This is a genomic window from Micromonospora echinofusca (genome assembly GCF_900091445.1).
Taxonomy (GTDB): Bacteria; Actinomycetota; Actinomycetes; order Mycobacteriales; family Micromonosporaceae; genus Micromonospora; species Micromonospora echinofusca.
Window position 1 is genome coordinate 3,913,203 of sequence record NZ_LT607733.1, and the last position, 18,840, is coordinate 3,932,042.

Genomic DNA, 18,840 nt, shown 5'->3' on the forward strand with positions numbered 1-18,840 from the left:
CCAGATTCAAGATCGGCAGATTAGCAACTCCCCGGACACCGTCAAGGAATCCGCACTTGAACGGGGGTCGGCGGTGGGTGCGAACGCGCGATCGCCCGGATCTGTTGACGGTCCACCTTCCCGTGCGGGGTGAGCGGCAGCGCGTGGACCGCGACGCAACGCTCCGGCGTCTTGGCCGGTTCGAGGCGGCGCGCCAGCTCCGCCAGCACGTCGTTCTCCGGCAGGACGGTGGCCACCACGACGGTGAGCGGGTTCGCCTCGTCCGGCGCGACGGCGGCGGCCCCGTCGACGCCGTCGATGTCCATGGCCGCCGCCTCGATCTCGGCGATGCTCGACCGCACGCCCCGGTGCTTGAAGACGTCATCGCCGCGACCATGCAGATACAGGTGGCCGTCGACGTCCAGGTGGCCGCGGTCGCCCGTGTGCAGCCGCCGGCCAGCCGCGGTCGCCCGGAAGGTGGCGGCGCTCAGCTGCCGGTCGCGCCAGTATCCGGCCATGACGTTCGCGCCCTCGACGACGACCTCGCCGACGTCGCCGGCGGGTAGCGGTCGACCCTGACGGTCGACGACCCGCACGACGGTGCCCGGGATCGCGCGCCCGACGGACCCTGGGCGTTCCAGGTCGCCGTCCGGCTCCAGGATCGTGGCTCGCTTGCATTCGGTCAGGCCGTACATCTGCACCACGGCCGCGCCCGGGAACGCGTCCCGCAGCCCGTCTGCGAGCCGTGGCGACATCCGGGCGCCGGTGTTCGTGAACATCCGGACCGGCTGCGGCACCGGGAGCGCCGTCCTGGCCGCCAGCCGGAGCAGCGCGGTGGCGATCTCCGGCACGACGGGCACGACGGTGGCCCCCGCGCTGGTGATCCGTTCGAGGAGGGCGATCCCCTCCCCTGCCTCGAGCGCCTCCCACCGCGAGCCCGCAGCCGTGGCGAGCAGGAGCTGGTAGAGCCCGTAGTCGAACGAGGGCGGCACGCAGGAGAGCACGACGTCGTCCGGCCGGTAGCCGAGGACCTGTCCGATCGCCCGGGTCGCGAAGAGGACGCTGTCGTGCGGACAGACCACCCCCTTGGGCCGCGCGCTGCTGCCCGACGTGTACATCAGGAGGGCGGGCGCCTCCAGGCCACCGTCGGCACGGCGGGCATCGGTCTGGTCCGCGTCCCCGACCGGCGCGTCGAGCGTCTCCAGGATCTCCCGGAACTGTCCCGACGACCAGGTGCGGGCGGACACCTCGACGGCTGCGGGGTCGATCCCCACCACGAGGGCTGGTTCGATGTCAGCGAGTACCGCCCGAAGTTGGAACGGACGCATCATGGCCGACAGCGGCGCCAGCGTCAGGTCCGCGTACGACGCCGCGAACAGGATCGCGGCGAAGCCGGCGCCGCCGGACCGCACGGCGATCCGGTCCCCCGGCAGCAGGCCCAGTGCGCGGAACCGACCGGCCAGGTTGACGCTTCGCTGCCGGAGTTCCTGGTAGCTCCACCGGTGACTCCGGTCGACGACCGCGGTGCGCTGGGGATGCCGTCGCGCGGCGGTGTCCAGCAGGGTGTGGATCCGCATGTCAGGACCGGGCTGAGCTGCCCCTGGCGGCGAGGCTCAACGCCCGACCGTCCGGTGCCGTCTGCGCTCCTCGGGCAGCATCTGGCTGAATTGGTACCAGCCCCCCGCGCAGGCCTGGGCGACGACACGAAGCGACTCGTGGCAGTGCGCGGGAACGTTGCCAGCGGTGTTCGACGACTGCGAGATGAAGGCGAGCGTCCCGGTGAGCAGCCGGAGCAGGGCCTTGCCGTGGTCCGTGTAGCGCAGCGCGGGATCCTGGCGGAGCCGCTCCAGCTGCAGTCGGATGTTGGCGGCGAGCTCCTGGTCAGTCGCCGGCAGCCCGTCGGGGGACGAGACGGCTGCCAACTCGGCGAGCGGCGGTGCCGGGGCCTTCTGCCCGGCCGGGACGCAGGCGCCGCCGCCGAGCGCCTTGCGGCGGACGTCGAAGGCCGTCCCGACCGAGATGCCTGACCGGCGCGCCACCTCGCGCAGGCTGGCATCGGGCTCGCGACGCACGATCGCCTCGGCCAACCGCCGGCCCTCTTCTGTCGAGACCGGGTGCCGGCGCCCGTCCCGGCCGATCCGGACGTCCTGGTGGTGGCCCGTGTCCAGGGATCGCCGCCGCAGGCCGGCGACGGTCTTGGCGGCGACGCCGCACACCGCCGCTATCCGGCGGTCGGACCACTGGGGGTGCGAGGCGAGGATCCGCTTGGCAGCGGCCAGCCGGTCCCGGGCGCTCAGCGGCAGGCCGTGCTCGAGGTTCAGCTGCACCGCGGCCACGAAGGCGTCCGCGTCGGAGCCGTCGAAGTAGACGACCGGCAACTGGCGGTCACCCCGCACACGCGCGGCCCGTAGCCGGTGCATGCCGTCAACCACCCGCAGCGAGGACCGCTGGACGACGATCGGTGGCAGCTCGACGGTCAGCTCGACGAGGGTCGTGACGTGTCTCGCGCTGATCCCGTCCAGTCTCGGGGAGAAGCCGACCCGCAACGAGCGCACGTCGGCCACGTCGACCTCCGGAGCCGCTGCCTCCCCCGCCTGGGCGGACTGTGCGGTGGAGTCGCTATCCGGTCGTCTCTTCATTCGTCCCTCGCGCCAAGTCGCCACAGTGAGAATGGTTGCGCTGACGCTGGTCGCCCCGTGCACCTGTGACAACACACAGTCGCACTTCCCGACGATTTGGGCCCGCCACCATTACCCGTCCGTCACGAAATACCCGTGGCGGCCATGCTACAACCCGCAGGCAGACGCCTTCCAGAGCGCCACCGACAGCAATTCGAACGGTAACGACGGACGTACCGACAGTTCGACTTCACGCAGGTCGGGACAGCTCGACAGCATCAGCGCGTAAACACCCTGCGGACAGTCGGTAATTGTCCGACGCAGAAATCGCCGCAGTCCATGCCGAATTGCGACCGAGCAACACGGAGGGTGGCGACCCTCTGACGCAAATGGGCCATGAGCATGCTTGTGGATCACCATCACGGTCGGTACTATGCAGGCCCCAAGACCATTGGCCAGTTGTCCGGCCGAAGGCGGGCGTGGCGTTCGAGAAATGCCGTTCGCCCTTGCTCGACAAAACACTTCAGAGACACCAGCAAACCAATTAGGACGTACGGGCGGGGGCCAATGCCACAGAAATTGAAGCTGCCGGCCACTGTCGTCGCGCACCGCCACCCCGCCCGGCCGCCGGCCGGGTCGTCAGCATGTGGGGCACCGGCCACCGGAGCAGGCGTCCTGCCGGGGCGCCGGCTTCGGTGGCGGACTCCCGCCAACCCCGCGACACGGGCTGCGGGGTGAGCCGTACGACGCGGGCACGGACGCGCCTGAGCCGCCCGACGGTCGATGTGCCGACCGCGGCGCGGGGACAGGCACCCGCGCCGGGTCCGCGACGACGGTTCACCCGACACCACGCACCGGACCGGAGCGGCAGTCGTGACTGAGCGGGAGACCAACCGGGTGCTGGTGCTGCGCCCCCTCGCCGTGCTCAAGCTCTACACCGCTGCCTGGCGCCGCGACACCGAGGTGGCGGCACTCGAGTCGCTGCGCGGACACGCGCCGGTACCCGAGGTCATCGGCAGCGCGACGTTCGGCCGGCACAGCGCGGCCCTCATCCGGTACGTGCGGGGCAGCGCACCGAACCCCGCCAGCGCCCTCGACGTGCGGGCATCGGTCGCCGCGTTGCGGGCCGCGCACACGATCACCGGACCCGCCTTCGGTCGGCTGCACGCGCCCGACCAACCGAGCTGGGCCGGGTTCCTGGCGGGCCGGCTCGACTCGTACGCCGAGACACTGACGACGTTGGGTCTCACCACGCAGGCGCGGCAGTGCCGGACCCTGCACCACGCGCTCGACGTGCTCGAAGACACCCGCCCCCACCTGCTGCACAGCGACCCGAACCCCGGCAACGTCATCCTGACCGAACACGGCCCGGTTCTCGTCGACTGGGAGCTGGCGACCTTCGGCGACCCCGACCTGGATCTGGTCAGGCTGGCCTGGGAGTGGCGCCTGCCGCCGGCGCGGTGGGCGGAATGGGTCGGCCTCGACCCACGGTCGCCCACCGTCGACCTCTACCTGCGGCTGCACCTGTTCAGCCGCCTGATGAGCGCGAGCAGCAGGCCGGGTGCCGCCTCGGCCGCGCTGGCGCACCGCTGCCTGACCGAGCTGACCGACCTGTACGACGGCATCCACTCCCCCGGAGGCTCCGATGCAAGCTGACGCGGCCATCGACATCCTGACCTCGGTGGTGCCGCAGGCGGCCCCGCTGGGGGCGACACCGGTCACGAAGGGCATCTTCAGCGCCGGATGGCGGGTACACACCACCGACGGCGACTACCTGGTCAAGATCAACGAAGACTCCCGGGCAGCGGACGACTTCCTGGGAGCCCGCAGGGCCACCAGGACCGCGCTGGCGCACGGCGTGCCGGTGCCGCGCCTGCTGGGTTCGGGATCGGACGGCGACGGGCACGCCTTCCTCGTCCAGGAGTGGATCGACGGCACTGATGCCGAGGACCACTTCGCCGCCCGGGACGGGCGGGAGCGGCGGCGGGTGCTCGAACGGCTGGGCGCGGTGCTGGCCCGGCTGCACGACATCCCCTACACCGTGGAGGGGCCGACCAGCATCCACGACACGGTCGCAGTCAAGATCCGCCGCTACGCCGCCCGGGCAGCCAGGTTGGAGATATTTACCCCCAGCGATCTTGATCGGCTCGTCGCCAAACTGCTGGAACTGGTCACCGAGGTGCTGCCGTCGATGTCTCCGCGGCTGACCCACCTCGATGTGCACCTACCCAACGTGCTGGTCGACAGATCCGGCGACGTATGGCTGCTGGACATGGACTTCGCCCGGCCCGGTGACCCGGTGGAGGACTTCGTGAAGCTCGACTGGTGGTGCTTCGCGGACGACACCGAACGGGCAGCGTTCCACACCGCCTATGCGGCGCACCGGACCCACCCGACCCCGCCACGTGACGTCGAAGCCGGGCTGCACCTGCACAAAATCATCACGGCTCTTTCCTACGTCGCCCTCTTCGCCGAGAAGGAGCCGCAGGCAGTGGCCGAATGGAAGCAGCGCCTCAGCGACGAGCGCCGGTCGGCGGCCTGGCTACTCGGAGAGGCAGTGACATGACATTCGAAGGCTACGACCTGGTGGTCGTCGGATCCGGCCTGTTCGGATTGACGATCGCCGAGCGGACCGCCGCCGAGTTGGACAAGCGGGTGCTGGTCCTGGAACGGCGCGACCATCACGGTGGCAACGCCTACTCGGAGGTCGACCCGGACACCGGAATCGAGGTGCACAGATATGGCCCCCATATCTTCCACACCTCGAACGAGCGAATCTGGGCCTACGTCAACCGTTTCACCGAGTTCACCGGATACCGGCACAAGGCTTTCACCCTCTATCAGGGGCAGGTGTATCCCCTGCCGGTCAACCTCGCGACGATCTGCCAATTCTTCGGCCGCTACCTCACCCCGGACGAGGCACGGGCACTGATTGCCGAACAGGCGGCCGAGATCGGTCAACTCCCCCCTGATCCGAGCCACGAGGAAAAGGGCATCTCACTGGTGGGAAGGCCTCTCTACGACGCGTTCTTCCGGGGATACACGGCCAAGCAGTGGCAGACAGACCCGAAGGAACTTCCCGGGTCTGTCATCGCCCGGCTGCCGGTGCGGTTCGACTTCAACAACCGGTACTTCAACGACACGTACGAAGGCCTTCCGGTCGACGGGTACACCGCCTGGCTGTCGCGGATGGCGGCCGACCCGCGCATCGACCTGCGCCTGAACACGGACTTCTTCGAGCTGGCCGACGCCATTCCGGACGGGACGCCGGTCGTCTACACCGGTCCGCTGGACCGCTACTTCCGCTACAGCGGGGGTCGGCTCGGCTGGCGCACGCTCGACTTCGAGCGGGAAGTGGCGCCGGTCCGCGACTACCAGGGGACCACGACGATCAACTACGCCGAGGAGTCGGTGCCGTTCACCCGGAACGTGGAGTACCGCCACATGCACCCGGAACGGTCGTACCGCGGCGACCGTACGGTGCTGGTCCGCGAGTACTCGCGCTCCGCCGGCGACCAGGACGAGCCGTACTACCCGATCAACACGGCCGGGGACCGGGATGCGCTGCGGACGTACCGGATGTTGGCCCGGCAGGAGACCGCCGAGCGCAACGTGCTCTTCGGCGGACGGCTCGGCACCTACCAGTACCTGGACATGCACATGGCGATCGGTTCCGCGCTGGCGATGTTCGAGAACCGGATCGTGCCCTACTTCCGCGATCGGCGCCCGCTCGGGTCCACCGGTCCGACCACCGACGACAAAGAGTAGGCACCATCTTGCAGACGATCACCGTGCTGGGCCGCGTCGTGGCGATCCTGTTCGCCGCGCACGCGGTCTGGGTACTCGTTTGGATCATCGTGGCGGCACGGGCGGTCCGCGACCGCCCTGCGGCGCCGGCCGCGTCCCCCGCAGACCTTCCCGTCATCGTGGTCATGCTGCCGGCCCTGCGCGAGCAGCGCCTGGTGCGCGAGACGCTGGAATCGTTCGCCACCGCGCGATATCCCGGGACGTTGATATCGGTCGCCATCACGAGCGAACGCGAGACGGCCGAACGTGCCGCCCAGGAGGCGGCCCTGCCCGCCGTGGTCACCGAACTACACGGTCTGGCCAGGCGTGGCAGCCGGGAGCGGGCACTGGAGAAGGTGCTCGCGCCGTCGGTGATCGCCGCGACGCTCGACGAGCTGGAGCGGACGTCGCCGGACGAGTGGCCCGGTGTGCTGCGCCGCGCCTTCGACGCGACGCCCACCACGGAGGAGCTGTGCCGGCAGATCACCGCCGAGTTGAACGGCAGGCCCGGTACGCACCGCTCGTGCCACGTTCACTTCCCCCACACCGACGGGCGCAAGGGTTCCCAGCTCAACTACGCGGTGGAGCTGCTACCCGAGTTGTTGCCGGGCGTCGACCCGGACAGCGTCTACCTGGCCGTCTACGACTTCGACGCGGTGGCCCACGGGGAGACCTTCGTGGCGGTGGGAGACCTGGTGCGTGGGGCGGTCGCCGCGGGCCGCCGCCCGCCGGCGCTGCTGCACCAGGTGCAGCTGCCGCTGCGGTTCCGGGCTCCCTTCGCCCCCGGTGCCGACGGCGCCCTGATGCGCGGACAGGTGCTGTACTGGCTGCGGCGTGGCCTGGCCGTCGAGGTCGGGCGGATACTCCAGAACGACCTGTTGCGCCGCAGCCCGCGCCTGGTTCGACTGCTCGCCGCGCCGTTCCGCCCGATGATCTACGCGATCGGCTCGGGGACGTTCGTCCATCTCGGCGCGTGGCGCGAGCTCGGCCCGTTCCCGGAGATGCAGGAGCCGGTCGGGCACCGCGCCTCGCTGCTCGGCGTCGAGCAGGCGTTGGTGCCGAGCTTCAACCTGACCGAGCCCTACTACCAGACCAGGTCGATGATGAACGGGTGGGCCAATGTCTGCTACGGCAGCCTGGGGGTCGCCCGGGAACTGGACCACGTACGCCCCTACCCGTCGCCGGTCAGCCTGCCAGGCAAATGGTTGCTGGTGGCGAAGGAGCTGTTCGACATCGGCATCTGGTTCGCCGGAGTGCTGCTCATCCCCGCCGGGCTGGTGATCACGGCGCTGGGGGGCGGCTGGTGGACCGTGCTCGCCGTCGGCACCGGCCTGGTGGCGTATCCCGTCACGGCCGTCCTGCTGCTGGCGCTGCTGCCGCGACTGGGCGGGATCGACCGCCAGGACCGCTCCGTCAGCTGGTTGACCGGGAGACGTCCGAGGCTGACGCTCGTGGCGACGTTCGTCGCCGCGCCCTTCGTCAGCGCCACCGGCCCGTGGCTGATGTTCCTGCGCATGCTCCGCTCCTGGCGGGTGGGCACGCCGGTGCTGTCCGGGAAGACCGAACGGTAGACCGGTCCTCGCGTCGCTCGCGAGGCAGGAGGCGCTCGGGCGGCATCGCCCAAGCGCCTCCTGTCGTCACACGAGTGACTTCGAGGCGGGCAGGTCGCGGTCGGCGTCCGGGTCGAAGAACCGGGTGAGGAAGTCCTGCTGCCAGGCGCGCGGCTCCGGCAGGTCCCACTGGCCGTACTCGTTGAGCAGGCGCTCCGGCTCCGGGCACCGTTGCCGCAGCGCGGTCAGGGCGTCCGCGGGGACGGCGTCCGGGAAGAGCATCCGCAGGTGCGCGAGCCCGTAGAAGACGGGGCCGGCCACCGCGTACTCGTCCACCCGCTCGAGCAACAGGTCCCACAAGAGGTCCGGGCCGGCACGGCGCACGACCTCGGCGATGTCGACGTACTTGAGCAGCTGCCGGTGCTTGCCGCGGTTCATGAACCTGAGGGTCGTCGAGGTCTTGTAGATGTGGGCGGCGAGGTCGATGACCGCGTCCTCGGGGGACGGCACGAGGAACGAGGCGTCCCCGTACCGGTGGCGGCCGGCGTGCGCCAGGACGGCACCGACCGGAACGTCGTAACCCTTGCCGGGCAGCGCCAACGAGACGTTGATGTCGATGCTGACGATCGGCCGGTGGAACTCGCCGAACTTGTTCATCTTGGGCAGGTCGCTGCCGTACAGGCGCCAGAAGGCCCGTTCCCGCTTGCTCAGCGGGACGATGTCGACGCGCGTCGGGTTGCCTTCCACATAACCGAGTCCCTCGAGCGCCTTGACCAGGGTGGGCGCCTCCTCCCTGGTGACGAGGACGTCCAGGTCACCCATCGGTCGCGTCCCGGGCTCCTGGTAGACCGCGAAGGCCAGATGGCCGCCCTTGCGCATGAGCACCGTGATGCCCTGGTCCGCCGCGGCGTCGCTGATCGCCTGGACCTCAGCCAGCATGAGCTCGTTGGCACGTTGCGTGTCCCGGTAGGCGGAGTACATGAGCAGCACGACGGGAGAATCGAGGCCCGCGACCCTCTCGGTAGTCAACAGGCGCCAGAGATGCCAGCCCACGAGGGGGGCGACGCGGTGCCTGGCGGCCTGGACGGCGAATTGCCCCCAGTCCAGGCGCGGCTCGTCCTGACTGATGATCGTGCGCACACGAGCCATCTGCGTGTCCGTCACCTGCTGCCTGCTGAGCAGGAGCAACAACTCCGATTCGGCTGACAACTCGGCCATTCGGCCTCCTTCTCGACGGTGCCCCGGGCATTGCACGGCGCTGACTCGACATCCGTCCGCAGTGGCCACGAGCTCACTCTGCGTGAAGCTCACCCCTGGACGGGCGGCAAAGCTTAACGGTCTCCAGGAAGCGTTTCACCTGCCTGTCAGTCGGACGCGCGCAAGGGCGTCGCCGTCGACGGGGCGCGTTCCGCTGCTGGGTGGGGCGCTGGCGTGGGGCCCGGGCCGGCAGCGAGGTTGACCAGCGCTCAACTGCTGCCCGGCGATCGTTCAGCTGATTAGTGGACTCTCGCTCCGATCTTGATCACTATAACGGTCAACGGCACAATGGCCGCTGGGTTCGGCGGAGACAGCAGGGGGCGTGGATGGAGTTCCATCAACTGGGCCGCAGCGGCTTGCGTGTTTCCACGGTCACTCTGGGTACCTTCAACTTCGGCGGCCCGACCGACGAGGCCGCGGCCGAGGAGATCATCCACACGGCGCTCGACGCCGGCGTCAACCTCGTCGACACCGCCAACGCCTACCAGGACGGCCGCAGCGAACAGATCCTCGGCAAGGCCATCCGTCACCGCCGCGACGACGTCCTGATCGCCACCAAGTGCTACAACGAGGTCGGACCGGGTCCCAACGACTGGGGCAACTCCGCGTACGCCATCAAGCGTGAGTGCGAGCGGTCCCTGCGCCGCCTGGGCGTCGACCACATCGACATCTTCCACCTGCACCGGCACGACCTACGGACGCCCGTCGAGGAGACCCTCGGGGCCTTGGCGGACCTCGTGCGGGACGGAAAGGTCCGTTACATCGGCACATCCACGATGCCGAGCCCGGAGGAGATGGCCGAGCAGGCCGGCCTCGGCGTGGTGCCGACCTGGCGTCTGGTCGAGATGGCCGTGCTGGCACGAGGCTCGCTCGGCATTCCCGGCCCGGTCGCCGAGCAGTCGCCCTACAACCTGCTCGAACGCGAGGTCGAACGGGACATCCTTCCCATCTGCCGCGAGTACGGTGTCGGCTTTGTCGCCTACAGCCCGCTGGCGATGGGCTACCTCAGTGAACGGTTCCTCGGGGAGCCGCCCGCCGCCGCCCGCTTCACCGAATGGTGGTCACCGAGCGGCGCGATCTGGGAGCCGGTGCAGCGTGCCCTGGCCGCGCTGCTGGATCTCGCAGCCGAGCACGGCCAGTCGCTGCCCGAGTTCGCTCACTCGTGGCTGGCCGGCAGCGGTGACGTGACCAGCACCATCATCGGTCCCCGGACCCTCGAGCAACTCACGCTCGCGCTCAAGGCGACAGGGACCGTCGTCGACGCACAGGCCCGTCAGGCGGTCGATGCGATCGTCCCCCCCGGCAGCAGCCTGTGGTTCCGGACCATCGAGCAGGGCCATCGCGGCAAACGTGACAGCGAGGAATGTTGAGCCAAGGCATGAACGACCTCACCTCCCGCCGACCCGTCGTGCTGCTGACCGACGACGGTCTGCTCTCGGAATTCTGGGCGTTCCTGCGCGAGCGGCTGGAACAACGCCTGTCCCCGACCTGCGAGATTCGCTACATCGACGTACGCGAAAGCGATCTGGCTGCCGTCGACTGGGCCGACATCGACGCGGTTGCCCTGTTCGGGGGCGACCTCACCCAGGACATGATCGCCGCCGCGACTCGACTGAAGGTGGTGGCCAGCGAGACCGACACCTGCGGAATCGAGGCCATGGACGCGTTGTGGGACGCGGGCATCCCGTTCGTCGAGGGAACTCCCGGCTGGGGTCAGTCGGTCGCCGAATGTGGGCTGAGCCTGATCCTGTGCGGGTTGCGTCGCATTCCGCAGTGGCACCACCAGGTCATCACCGGCTTCCGCCCCTGGGACTACCCGTACGTGCAGTTCTGCGACGATCCGCGCTTCGCCAACGGCACCGTGGCGGGCAAGACCGTCGGCATCATCGGGGTCGGCGAGATCGGCGGTCGCATCGCCACCTGGTGCGCCACCCTCGGCGCGACCGTGCTGGCGTACGACCCGTTCCGCTCCCCGCAGCGCTTCGCCGAGGTCTCAGCGGAGCCGGTGGACCTCGACCGGCTGGTGCGGGACTGCGAGATCCTCGTCGTCGCGGCACCGGACACCCCCAGCGTCACCGGCGTGGTCGACCGCGACCACGTCTTCGCCCTGCGGCAGGGCGCTCTCGTCGTGACCATCACCCGAGCGGCCGCGATCGATGCCGCAGCACTGCGGGAGCGGGTACTCGCCGACGAACTGGCCTGGGCTGCGGACGTGTACGACGTCGAACCACTGCCGGAGGGCGACCCCTTGATCGGCAGACACAACGTGGTCCACCTGCCGCACATCGCCGGGCGAACCAAGGACGCCAACATCGCGGTCGCCGACATCGTCGCCGACGACATCCTGCGCGTACTGGCGGGAGAACAGCCGCAGCACCCGCTGACACCCCAGCGGCTGCACGTACGGCTCGGACGAACGCCGGCCGCCCGGCACGGCAAGGACGGTACCGGTGGGTGACCTGGAGAACGGCTGGACGATCAGCGATGCGTTCCCGGCCGCCGGGCTGAGCCCGAGCGAGCTGACAGCCGGCCTCGACCGCGCGTACGCGGAGACGACCGGTTGGGACGATCCCACGGTGACCCGGCTCGGCTTCGCCATGTCGGCCCCCCACCAGGTGGCCCTCTCCGCCTGGACCCGGTTCCTGGCGCTCAACAGCAACAACGTCGGAGTACACACCCCCTTCGGCGCGGGGCGCGCCGGCACCCGACGGCTCGAACGTGAAGCTCTGCTGGGGCTCGCCGGCCTGCTGCACGCCGACTCGGCTGACGGCTACATCACCTCGGGCGCGACCGAGGCCGTGCTGCAGGGACTGCGGATCGGGCGCAATGCCGTCCGGGCCGACGCGGCGTCGCGGGTCACCCTCATCACCAGCGAATTCGCCCACCATTCCGTGACCAAGGCCGCCGAGGTCCTCAGCCTCGACCTGCGCACGATCGCACCCGGCCCGAGCTGGGTCATCGAGCCGGAGCAACTGGCGCAGGCCGTCGAGGCAGCGGTCGCCGCCGGCGCGACCGGCATCATCGTGGCGCTGACGGCCGGCTACTACAACAGCGGCCTGTGCGACCCGGTCGACCAGCTGGCCGCGCTGCTGCGGCGCCGGGCGTTTCAGCTCGCCGATCAGGTGCGGTTCTTCTGCTACGTCGACGCGGCACACGGCGGCTTCATCTTCCCGTTCAGCGACCCCGCGATGGCCTTCGACTTCCGGAACGTCGGCGTGCACGCGATGGCCCTGGACCCGCACAAGTCGGGGCTGCTGCCGTACTCGTGCGGGGTTCTGCTCATGCGCAAGGGCCTGCTGGGACATGTCGCCGAGGCGAGCCCGGTCACCGGGATCGTCGACTCGACCCTGACCGGGTCCCGCCCCGGCGCCGCGGCCGCCGCCCTGTGGGCCACCGTCTTCGGCCTCGGCCGTTCCGGTTTCACCGCAGCGATCCAGGAGTGCCTGCGTCGCCGGGACCTGATCGCCGACGCGATCCGTGCCGCCGACCCGGAGGCGGAGATTCGACCGGCACCCGCCTCACCTGTCGTCGTGGCCGGTTTCTCCACACCGGACGGGCTGCTGCCGAAGGAGTTCACCGAGCGCTACCGGCTCCTCCCGGTCAGCGCGCCCGCGCCGGAGGGCGGACGCCGCAACTACCACCACTTCTACGCCGGACACAGCCTCACCGACGAGCAGATCGCCCGTTTCGCCACCGGGTTGTCCCAGGCCGTCACGCAAGCCAGGGCCGAACGCGCCAAGCGCGGGCGCGTGAAGGCCGACGCTGGTGTGCCGGAGCAGTTGCGTGACATCGCCGCCGACACCGACTGCTTCCGGCACTACATCGTGCACCCGCCGGGCCGCCGCGATCCGGACGTGCCCGGGTATTCCTTCCACACCTTCCTGCACCGCGCCGCCACCGGCGAACCCCTGCAGGTGCGGGAATGGGGCGAGACCGCGACGGGTCGCCAGGCGCACGTCTACGCCCCGGATCTCGCCGACCCGTTCGGGAACGAACTGTTCGGCGTGCGGACCGCCGATTACTACGTCGAAGTGCTCGACCGGCCGCAGCAGAAGCTGTCCCTGGTCGGGGGCGTGCATTTCTGCGTCGGCACCGGTGAGCCCGGCGAGCGGGTGCTGATGAACCTGGAGAACAGCGGCGAGTTCCGGTCGCTGGAGTACAAGTTCGGCGATGGCGAGTTCACCGACGAGATCCAGTGTTTTCGGGACCGCATCGTGGTGAAGCTCGGAAAGAGCGCGCGTGGCTTCCGGCGGCGCGCCCACAGCAACGACTACTCGTTCTCCATCGACACGTCGTTCGAGTGCACCATCGAACTCGCCGACGACGACCGCCCGGCCCGGTTGGACGTGCTCCGGGTCAGCGGCGACCCGCTGCTGCCCCGGCGGACACACCTGCTACGGCAGGAGTACCAGCGGTTCCCGAACCGCTTCTTCGACATCGAGTGCACGGTCGTGGTGGGCGCCCGGTCGGAGGACGCCTGGCGGTTGTCCGACCTGGTCGCCGCGTCGGCGACGGACGCGCTGGTCGCCCGGTCGGGCCTGGTCGGCCGGTGCGTACCCGACGTATCCGGAAGCGCCGGCGAGCTTGTCGTGACCACCGCGTCGCTGCCTGCCGGGCGGCGCACCCGGATGGCGGTCGACACCGGCGTGGGCCGGCGCATGGCCCGCCTCCTGCCCGTCTTCGACGTCTCCGAACCGGAACGGCTGCGGGTCGACGACGTCGTCGCCGTCGCCGATCACGGCGCCGACCTGATCCGGGCGCACGCGGCGGTACGGAGCACGGACGGCGGAACGGAGACGGTCCTGGCCACCGCGGTCGGGGTCGCATCATGACCACTTCCTTCATCGGCGCCGACCAGAACGCCGACGACCTCGCCGTGGCCGCGATGGACCCCCTCCGCGCCGACGACGTCCTCGCCGAGCTGCCGGCCGCCAACGAGCGCGCCGACACGGCGTGGATGGCCGACGCGCTGGCCGACCTCGGCGCCGGCTTCGATACGGCTGACGTCTACACGGCCCGAGCCGCCCTGCGTGACCTGGGCTTCCTCGCTGCTTCACTCATCAGGCACGATCCGGACGCCGACCTGAACGGCATCGAGCCCACACTCCTACGCCTGGCCGCCGTCGCCGACGAGGTCCCCCGCGACACCGTGTACAGCTACACCACGCGCAACCCGGTCGGCCCCCGCCGCCGCGGCTTCCTGCTCAGCGACGAAGAGCACGTGTTCATCGACTCGGTCGTCGCCGCGACCCAGGCACTGAATCTGGCCGTCGACGACCTGGCCGCCTGCCGCGACAGCGCCGACCTCGACGAGGACATGCTCCTCGCCGCACTCGGCCAGGTGCACGACGGGGTCGAGGTCCTGCGGAAGAACCTGCGTACGGTCCAGCGGACGATCACCCCCGACTACTTCTCGAACCGGCTACGGCCCTACTTCCCGTCGATGAGCCTCGGCGGGCGGGCCTACATGGGTCCCGGCGGCGCCCAGATGCCACTGCTCGTCCTCGACGTACTTCTGCTCGCGCCCAGCGAACCGGGCCAGCTCGGCGCGTGGCACGACGGCTATCTCGGAGAGAATGTGCTCTACCTGCCGCCCACCCACCGAGCGGTGTGTGACGACACGCTCCTGGCGTACCGCAGCGGCAACTCACCTCTGCTGCGCTGCCTGCTCGAGTCGCCCCGGGTGCGTGCGGAGTATGCCGCGCTGCTCAAGCGCATCCTGCGCTTCCGCTACCCCCACCGCCAGGTGGCCCGGGCCAACATGGCGATCCGGGCCGAAGGCTCGCTGGGCAGCGGCGGCTACACCGTCGAGGCCCTCGACCACCTCATCGAGATCACCACCTCCAAGGCCGCGGTGACGCTGCCGTTGCCCCGACAGCGGAGAGGAAGCGCCGATGACCGCGACCGGTAGTGTGGCGGGCTTCGCCCCCGTACGGGTGGGTTCGGTGCGCGGCGCAGTCCCGTCCGTGCCACCCGCCGCCGGAATCGAGGGCCGGGTGCGCCTGCGCTACCCGAACCGGCTCAACGCGATGGCACTGGACCCGAGCAAGGTGCTGCCCGGCGCGGGCTCCTACCCTGCCGGTGAGCTGGTCTTCGTCACGGACCTCTTCACGAGCGTCGAGGTCGAGGTCACGGCGTCCGGCGACGGTGTCGAGGTCACCGCCGACAGTGCCCGGCCAGTCCTGGGGCGCCACGCCGCACTGCTGATGCGCCAGGTCCTGGGCCTCACCGGCGAGATGCGGATCACGATCCGCTCGCACCCGCTGCCTCCGCACGTCGGTCTCGGTAGCAGTAGCGCCGTCCTCGCGGCCGTGGCCGCGGCGATCAACGAACTGTGCGGTCGGCCGCTGGACCACCGGACGCTGATGCGGCTGCTGGTCGACAACCACGGCGAGGAGATCGACGGCAACGACGACGAGATCATGCCGGTCCAGTGCATCGGCGGCTCGGCCGCCGCCGGTCTGGTACCCGGCGCGATCCAGGTGGTCTCCGGAAACGCGGTCGCGCTGCTGGCCGCCCCCGCGCCGGCCGGGCACACGATCGTGCTCGCCGTACCACCGGACCTGCGCAGCTGGGACGCCTCGGAGAGCCTTCGCGCCGAGGCGGAGAACTTCGACGGGTTCCTGGAGACCGGCCGTCGATACGCGCCGCAGATCGCCTACCGGCTGCTGCACGAGTGCTGGCCCGACCTGGTCACCGGCACTCCGAGCACCCTTGGACAGCTCGTCTTCGACTACCGGTTCGAGATGGGCAGCATCCGCAACTGCGCCTTCTCACACCCCCGCCTGCTGCAGTACGCGGCGCAGGTACGGCAGCTGTTCGAGTCGGGACAGGCAGCGGTGCTCAGTCTCTCCTCGGTCGGACCGCTCTTCTTCGCTCTCACCGAGCAGCCCGACGCCGTCGCGGCTGGCTTCGAGGCCGCGGGCCTCACCACGTTCCGCGCGATGCCGTGGGACCAGGGCTACCTGATCGACGAGTGCACGGTGAAGCGCGATGCGCGCAACGGGTGACTACTGGAATCGGCCGGACGTGGTGACGACGTTCGCCACGGCGTCGCCGCCGGGATACCTGGCCGACATCGTGCCGCAGGGCGGCCCCGGCGCGGTGGCCCTCGACGTCGGCTGCGGTGGTGGGCGGAACCTGCCGCTGCTGGCCGAACGAGGCTACCGGGTCGTCGGACTCGACCTGCACGCCGAGATGGTGCTGCGCGCACGAGGCATCGCCCCCGGTGTGGCCTTCTGTCGGGCGGACGTCGTCGCGCTGCCGGTGGCCACCGCGCGGGCCGCAGTCGTGGTGTGTCACGGGGTCCTGCACAACCTGCCCCGGCCGGAACAGGTCTGCGCCGCCATCGGCGAGCTGAGCCGGGTCGTCGCCACCGCCGGCGTCGTGTCGCTGAACCTGTTCAGCGCAGCGCATCTGGACCACCGGCTGACCCGGCTCGCCGACGACCGCCACCGGCTCCCCAACGGACAGGTGATGACGCTGCTGCCGCCGGAGCGCATCGCCGCGCTCTGCCGTACCGCCGGATTCGAGTTCGTCGACGGCCCGTTCGAATACCTCCACGATGCCGACCCCGGCCAGCGCTCAGTCTGGCGGGCCGTCCTGCGACCGACGGGGACACGATGATCCAGAGCGAAGCAAGCCTCATCGACACCGATCCGGCCGAGCTGGCCGATCCGCACGCGCTGGCGGCACGGCTCGGCGTACGCGCCGGGACCGTCCGGCTCGGCCAGACACGGATCGCGGTGAGCAGCACCGACCCGCGAGCCGTCACGTACCTTCACGACCTGTTCACCCCGGCGAACGACATCTGGGAGCACCTGCCCGACGACTTCTCGCCCTGTTCCCTGACCGCCGTGAACCTCGCCGTTTCCGACGCGTGCTTCGAACGGCTGGTCGACCACTACGCGGCGCAGGCGGTCCGGCGGCAAGCCGTACATCTGCACGTGGCCGCACCAGGGATCCGCTACGAGATGGCCGACGGGACCTGGGCCGTGGTCTCGGAGCCCGACGAGATCGACGGCACCAACCTCGTCGTGCAGTCCCCGCGCGGCCTGGTGTTCGTCACGACCGCGCGCCCCTACGCCCACCTGGCGCTGGCTCGGCACCTGCGCGAGTTCGGCTACCGGCGAGGCGAGAGTGACGGTTGGGCCGGGCTGCACGCGTCCTGCGCGGCCACCCCCGAGGGCAACGTGGTGGTGATCGGCCGCTCCGGTGCCGGCAAGTCCACCACCGCCCTGGCCCTGGCCGCTGCCTCCGGCTGCGGCTTCGTCGCCAACGACCGGGTCATGGTCCGCGTGGAGGGAGAGCAGGTGACAGCCTGCGGGATGCCGGTGCCGATCCGCATCAACGGCGGCACCATGCACGCGCTGGGCCTGAAGGACGCGACCAGCTGGCAGCTGACCCGCCGGCAGCCGGACTTCGTCACCAGCGACTGGCAGAACTTCTGCGGAGACTCCAAGCTGAACCTGCTGCCCGTCGAGTGGCGTGCGCGCACCGGCACCGCCCTGGTCCCCTCGGTACGGCTGACCGCCATCGTGCTGCCCCACGTGACGAAGGACTCCGCGGTGCTCAGCGTGCGTCGGGTCGGTCCGGACGAGGCGCGCGAGGTCCTCGCCGAGCAGCTGATGACTCCGGACGACGACGTGTTCGTCGAGGACTGGCTGCACGCCCGCACCCGCGACCGCGACGAGATCGGTGCCCTGGCGGGGCGGACGTTCGAGGCACTCATGCGGTTGCCGATCCTGGTCACCGAGCTCGGCACCCGCAACACGCTGGTGAATCTCTCCAGCTCCATCCGCGAGGCGCTCGGAACGCTGCGTGGCTGACCTCGCCTTCGCCGCGTTCGACCTGGACGGCACGCTGGTCGACGAGCGCGGTGTGCCGTTGCCTGGCACGATCGAAGGCCTCGCCCAGCTGCGTGACCACGGCCTGACGCTCCTGCTGGTGACTGGACGATCGACGGTGTTGTTCACGGCGCTCGGTCTACCCGAGCGCCTACTCGAACTGTTCGGGCCTCACCTGCTGCTCGACAACGGCAACGTCGAGTACGACCGCGCCGCCGCCCGGGCGACGTATCGCCGCGCGCTGCCCCGCGAGGTGGTGCCAGCGCTGCTCGCCGCAGGTTTCAGCGAGATGGTCGCGGAGTCGGATCACCGCTATGTCGCGACCTCCCGGCGCGCGTCCACGTGGTTCGCGATGGCACACCGGCTGCCCCGATCGTCCATCGACGTCGACCCGCAGCTCGGCGGGCGGACGCAGGTCGGCTCGGTGCTGGTGCTGGACCGTGTGCCGCTGCCCGAGGGGCTGTTGGGCGGTGCGGTCGAGGCGATCCCGTTCGCCGGCACCGCGGCGAAGCTGGTGCGTCCTGCGGGGACCTGCAAGAGTGCCGCTCTGACGGCGTTGCTGGCCGAGCGGGCCGGTGAGGCCGACCTGAAGCGGGTCATCGCGTTCGGCGACGGGCGCAACGACCGGTGCCTGCTGGCCACTGCGGCGGTCGGGGTCGCGGTGGCCGACAGCCACGCCGACGCCGCTGCACGCGCGACGATGCGGCTGTCGGGCCCGATCGGAGACTTCCTGGCCGCCTTCCACCCGGACGCGCTCGTCCGGCGTGACCGACCGGACGTCGTGGAGGATTGTGCGCACTGAGG

At 70.3% G+C, this 18,840-nt stretch carries 15 protein-coding genes; 12 read left to right on the forward strand and 3 right to left on the reverse strand.

Going from position 1 to position 18,840, the window contains the following annotated elements; translation table 11 throughout:
• Positions 1-41: 41 nt before the first annotated feature.
• Positions 42-1,556: a class I adenylate-forming enzyme family protein gene (locus GA0070610_RS16425; protein ID WP_089000853.1), complete on the reverse strand. Its 1,515-nt coding sequence runs from the start codon at positions 1,554-1,556 to the stop codon at positions 42-44.
• A gap of 36 nt (positions 1,557-1,592) precedes the next feature.
• A complete protein-coding gene (locus GA0070610_RS16430; protein ID WP_089000854.1) occupies positions 1,593-2,618 on the reverse strand; it encodes a ParB/RepB/Spo0J family partition protein in 1,026 nt (341 codons plus the stop codon).
• Positions 2,619-3,470: 852 nt separating this feature from the next.
• Here GA0070610_RS16430 and GA0070610_RS16435 point away from each other — a divergent pair.
• The 4 genes from GA0070610_RS16435 to GA0070610_RS16450 are packed head-to-tail and all read left to right on the forward strand — an operon-like array spanning position 3,471 to position 7,954.
• Positions 3,471-4,253 (forward strand): phosphotransferase, encoded by a 783-nt coding sequence (locus GA0070610_RS16435; RefSeq protein WP_157747175.1) that lies wholly within the window; start codon positions 3,471-3,473, stop codon positions 4,251-4,253.
• On the forward strand, positions 4,243-5,163 hold the full coding sequence (locus GA0070610_RS16440; RefSeq protein WP_089000856.1) for a phosphotransferase family protein: 921 nt from the start codon (positions 4,243-4,245) through the stop codon (positions 5,161-5,163). The genes GA0070610_RS16435 and GA0070610_RS16440 overlap by 11 nt, the downstream gene beginning before the upstream one ends.
• Positions 5,160-6,365 (forward strand): UDP-galactopyranose mutase, encoded by a 1,206-nt coding sequence (glf, locus tag GA0070610_RS16445; protein WP_089000857.1) that lies wholly within the window; start codon positions 5,160-5,162, stop codon positions 6,363-6,365. The genes GA0070610_RS16440 and glf overlap by 4 nt, the downstream gene beginning before the upstream one ends.
• Positions 6,366-6,373: 8 nt before the next feature.
• Positions 6,374-7,954: a hypothetical protein gene (locus tag GA0070610_RS16450; protein ID WP_089000858.1), complete on the forward strand. Its 1,581-nt coding sequence runs from the start codon at positions 6,374-6,376 to the stop codon at positions 7,952-7,954.
• 66 nt (positions 7,955-8,020) lie between these two features.
• On the opposite strand, the gene GA0070610_RS16455 is transcribed toward GA0070610_RS16450, so the two are convergent.
• Positions 8,021-9,151 (reverse strand): nucleotidyltransferase domain-containing protein, encoded by a 1,131-nt coding sequence (locus tag GA0070610_RS16455; protein ID WP_089000859.1) that lies wholly within the window; start codon positions 9,149-9,151, stop codon positions 8,021-8,023.
• 365 nt (positions 9,152-9,516) lie between these two features.
• Here GA0070610_RS16455 and GA0070610_RS16460 point away from each other — a divergent pair, with 365 nt between their 5' ends.
• The 8 genes from GA0070610_RS16460 to GA0070610_RS16495 are packed head-to-tail and all read left to right on the forward strand — an operon-like array spanning position 9,517 to position 18,838.
• Positions 9,517-10,560 carry an aldo/keto reductase gene (locus GA0070610_RS16460; protein ID WP_089000860.1) on the forward strand — a complete coding sequence of 348 codons (1,044 nt, stop codon included), beginning with the start codon at positions 9,517-9,519 and terminating at the stop codon, positions 10,558-10,560.
• Between the two features lie 8 nt (positions 10,561-10,568).
• A complete protein-coding gene (locus GA0070610_RS16465) occupies positions 10,569-11,648 on the forward strand; it encodes an NAD(P)-dependent oxidoreductase (protein ID WP_157747176.1) in 1,080 nt (359 codons plus the stop codon).
• Positions 11,641-14,022: a pyridoxal-dependent decarboxylase gene (locus tag GA0070610_RS16470; RefSeq protein WP_089000862.1), complete on the forward strand. Its 2,382-nt coding sequence runs from the start codon at positions 11,641-11,643 to the stop codon at positions 14,020-14,022. Before GA0070610_RS16465 ends, GA0070610_RS16470 begins: the two co-directional genes overlap by 8 nt.
• Positions 14,019-15,101 carry a monodechloroaminopyrrolnitrin synthase PrnB family protein gene (locus GA0070610_RS16475; protein ID WP_089000863.1) on the forward strand — a complete coding sequence of 361 codons (1,083 nt, stop codon included), beginning with the start codon at positions 14,019-14,021 and terminating at the stop codon, positions 15,099-15,101. Before GA0070610_RS16470 ends, GA0070610_RS16475 begins: the two co-directional genes overlap by 4 nt.
• Positions 15,085-16,200, forward strand: coding sequence for a GHMP family kinase ATP-binding protein (locus GA0070610_RS16480; RefSeq protein ID WP_089000864.1), 1,116 nt, complete (start codon positions 15,085-15,087; stop codon positions 16,198-16,200). Before GA0070610_RS16475 ends, GA0070610_RS16480 begins: the two co-directional genes overlap by 17 nt.
• Complete coding sequence (locus GA0070610_RS16485; protein ID WP_089000865.1) at positions 16,184-16,816, forward strand: class I SAM-dependent methyltransferase; 633 nt, start codon at positions 16,184-16,186, stop codon at positions 16,814-16,816. The genes GA0070610_RS16480 and GA0070610_RS16485 overlap by 17 nt, the downstream gene beginning before the upstream one ends.
• Positions 16,813-18,018: a hypothetical protein gene (locus GA0070610_RS16490; protein ID WP_089000866.1), complete on the forward strand. Its 1,206-nt coding sequence runs from the start codon at positions 16,813-16,815 to the stop codon at positions 18,016-18,018. Before GA0070610_RS16485 ends, GA0070610_RS16490 begins: the two co-directional genes overlap by 4 nt.
• A complete protein-coding gene (locus GA0070610_RS16495; protein ID WP_089000867.1) occupies positions 18,011-18,838 on the forward strand; it encodes an HAD hydrolase family protein in 828 nt (275 codons plus the stop codon). Before GA0070610_RS16490 ends, GA0070610_RS16495 begins: the two co-directional genes overlap by 8 nt.
• Positions 18,839-18,840 lie beyond the last annotated feature (2 nt).

What these genes read in the sequence shown, in the direction of transcription:
- GA0070610_RS16440 (WP_089000856.1), top strand. Translation starts at nt 4,243, where the DNA reads ATGCAAGCTGACGCGGCCATCGACATCCTGACCTCGGTGGTGCCGCAG.
- GA0070610_RS16465 (WP_157747176.1), top strand. Translation starts at nt 10,569, where the DNA reads ATGAACGACCTCACCTCCCGCCGACCCGTCGTGCTGCTGACCGACGAC.
- GA0070610_RS16455 (WP_089000859.1), bottom strand. Translation starts at nt 9,151, where the DNA reads ATGGCCGAGTTGTCAGCCGAATCGGAGTTGTTGCTCCTGCTCAGCAGG.
- GA0070610_RS16430 (WP_089000854.1), bottom strand. Translation starts at nt 2,618, where the DNA reads ATGAAGAGACGACCGGATAGCGACTCCACCGCACAGTCCGCCCAGGCG.
- GA0070610_RS16425 (WP_089000853.1), bottom strand. Translation starts at nt 1,556, where the DNA reads ATGCGGATCCACACCCTGCTGGACACCGCCGCGCGACGGCATCCCCAG.
- GA0070610_RS16490 (WP_089000866.1), top strand. Translation starts at nt 16,813, where the DNA reads ATGATCCAGAGCGAAGCAAGCCTCATCGACACCGATCCGGCCGAGCTG.
- GA0070610_RS16475 (WP_089000863.1), top strand. Translation starts at nt 14,019, where the DNA reads ATGACCACTTCCTTCATCGGCGCCGACCAGAACGCCGACGACCTCGCC.
- glf (WP_089000857.1), top strand. Translation starts at nt 5,160, where the DNA reads ATGACATTCGAAGGCTACGACCTGGTGGTCGTCGGATCCGGCCTGTTC.
- GA0070610_RS16480 (WP_089000864.1), top strand. Translation starts at nt 15,085, where the DNA reads ATGACCGCGACCGGTAGTGTGGCGGGCTTCGCCCCCGTACGGGTGGGT.
- GA0070610_RS16460 (WP_089000860.1), top strand. Translation starts at nt 9,517, where the DNA reads ATGGAGTTCCATCAACTGGGCCGCAGCGGCTTGCGTGTTTCCACGGTC.
- GA0070610_RS16485 (WP_089000865.1), top strand. Translation starts at nt 16,184, where the DNA reads ATGCGCGCAACGGGTGACTACTGGAATCGGCCGGACGTGGTGACGACG.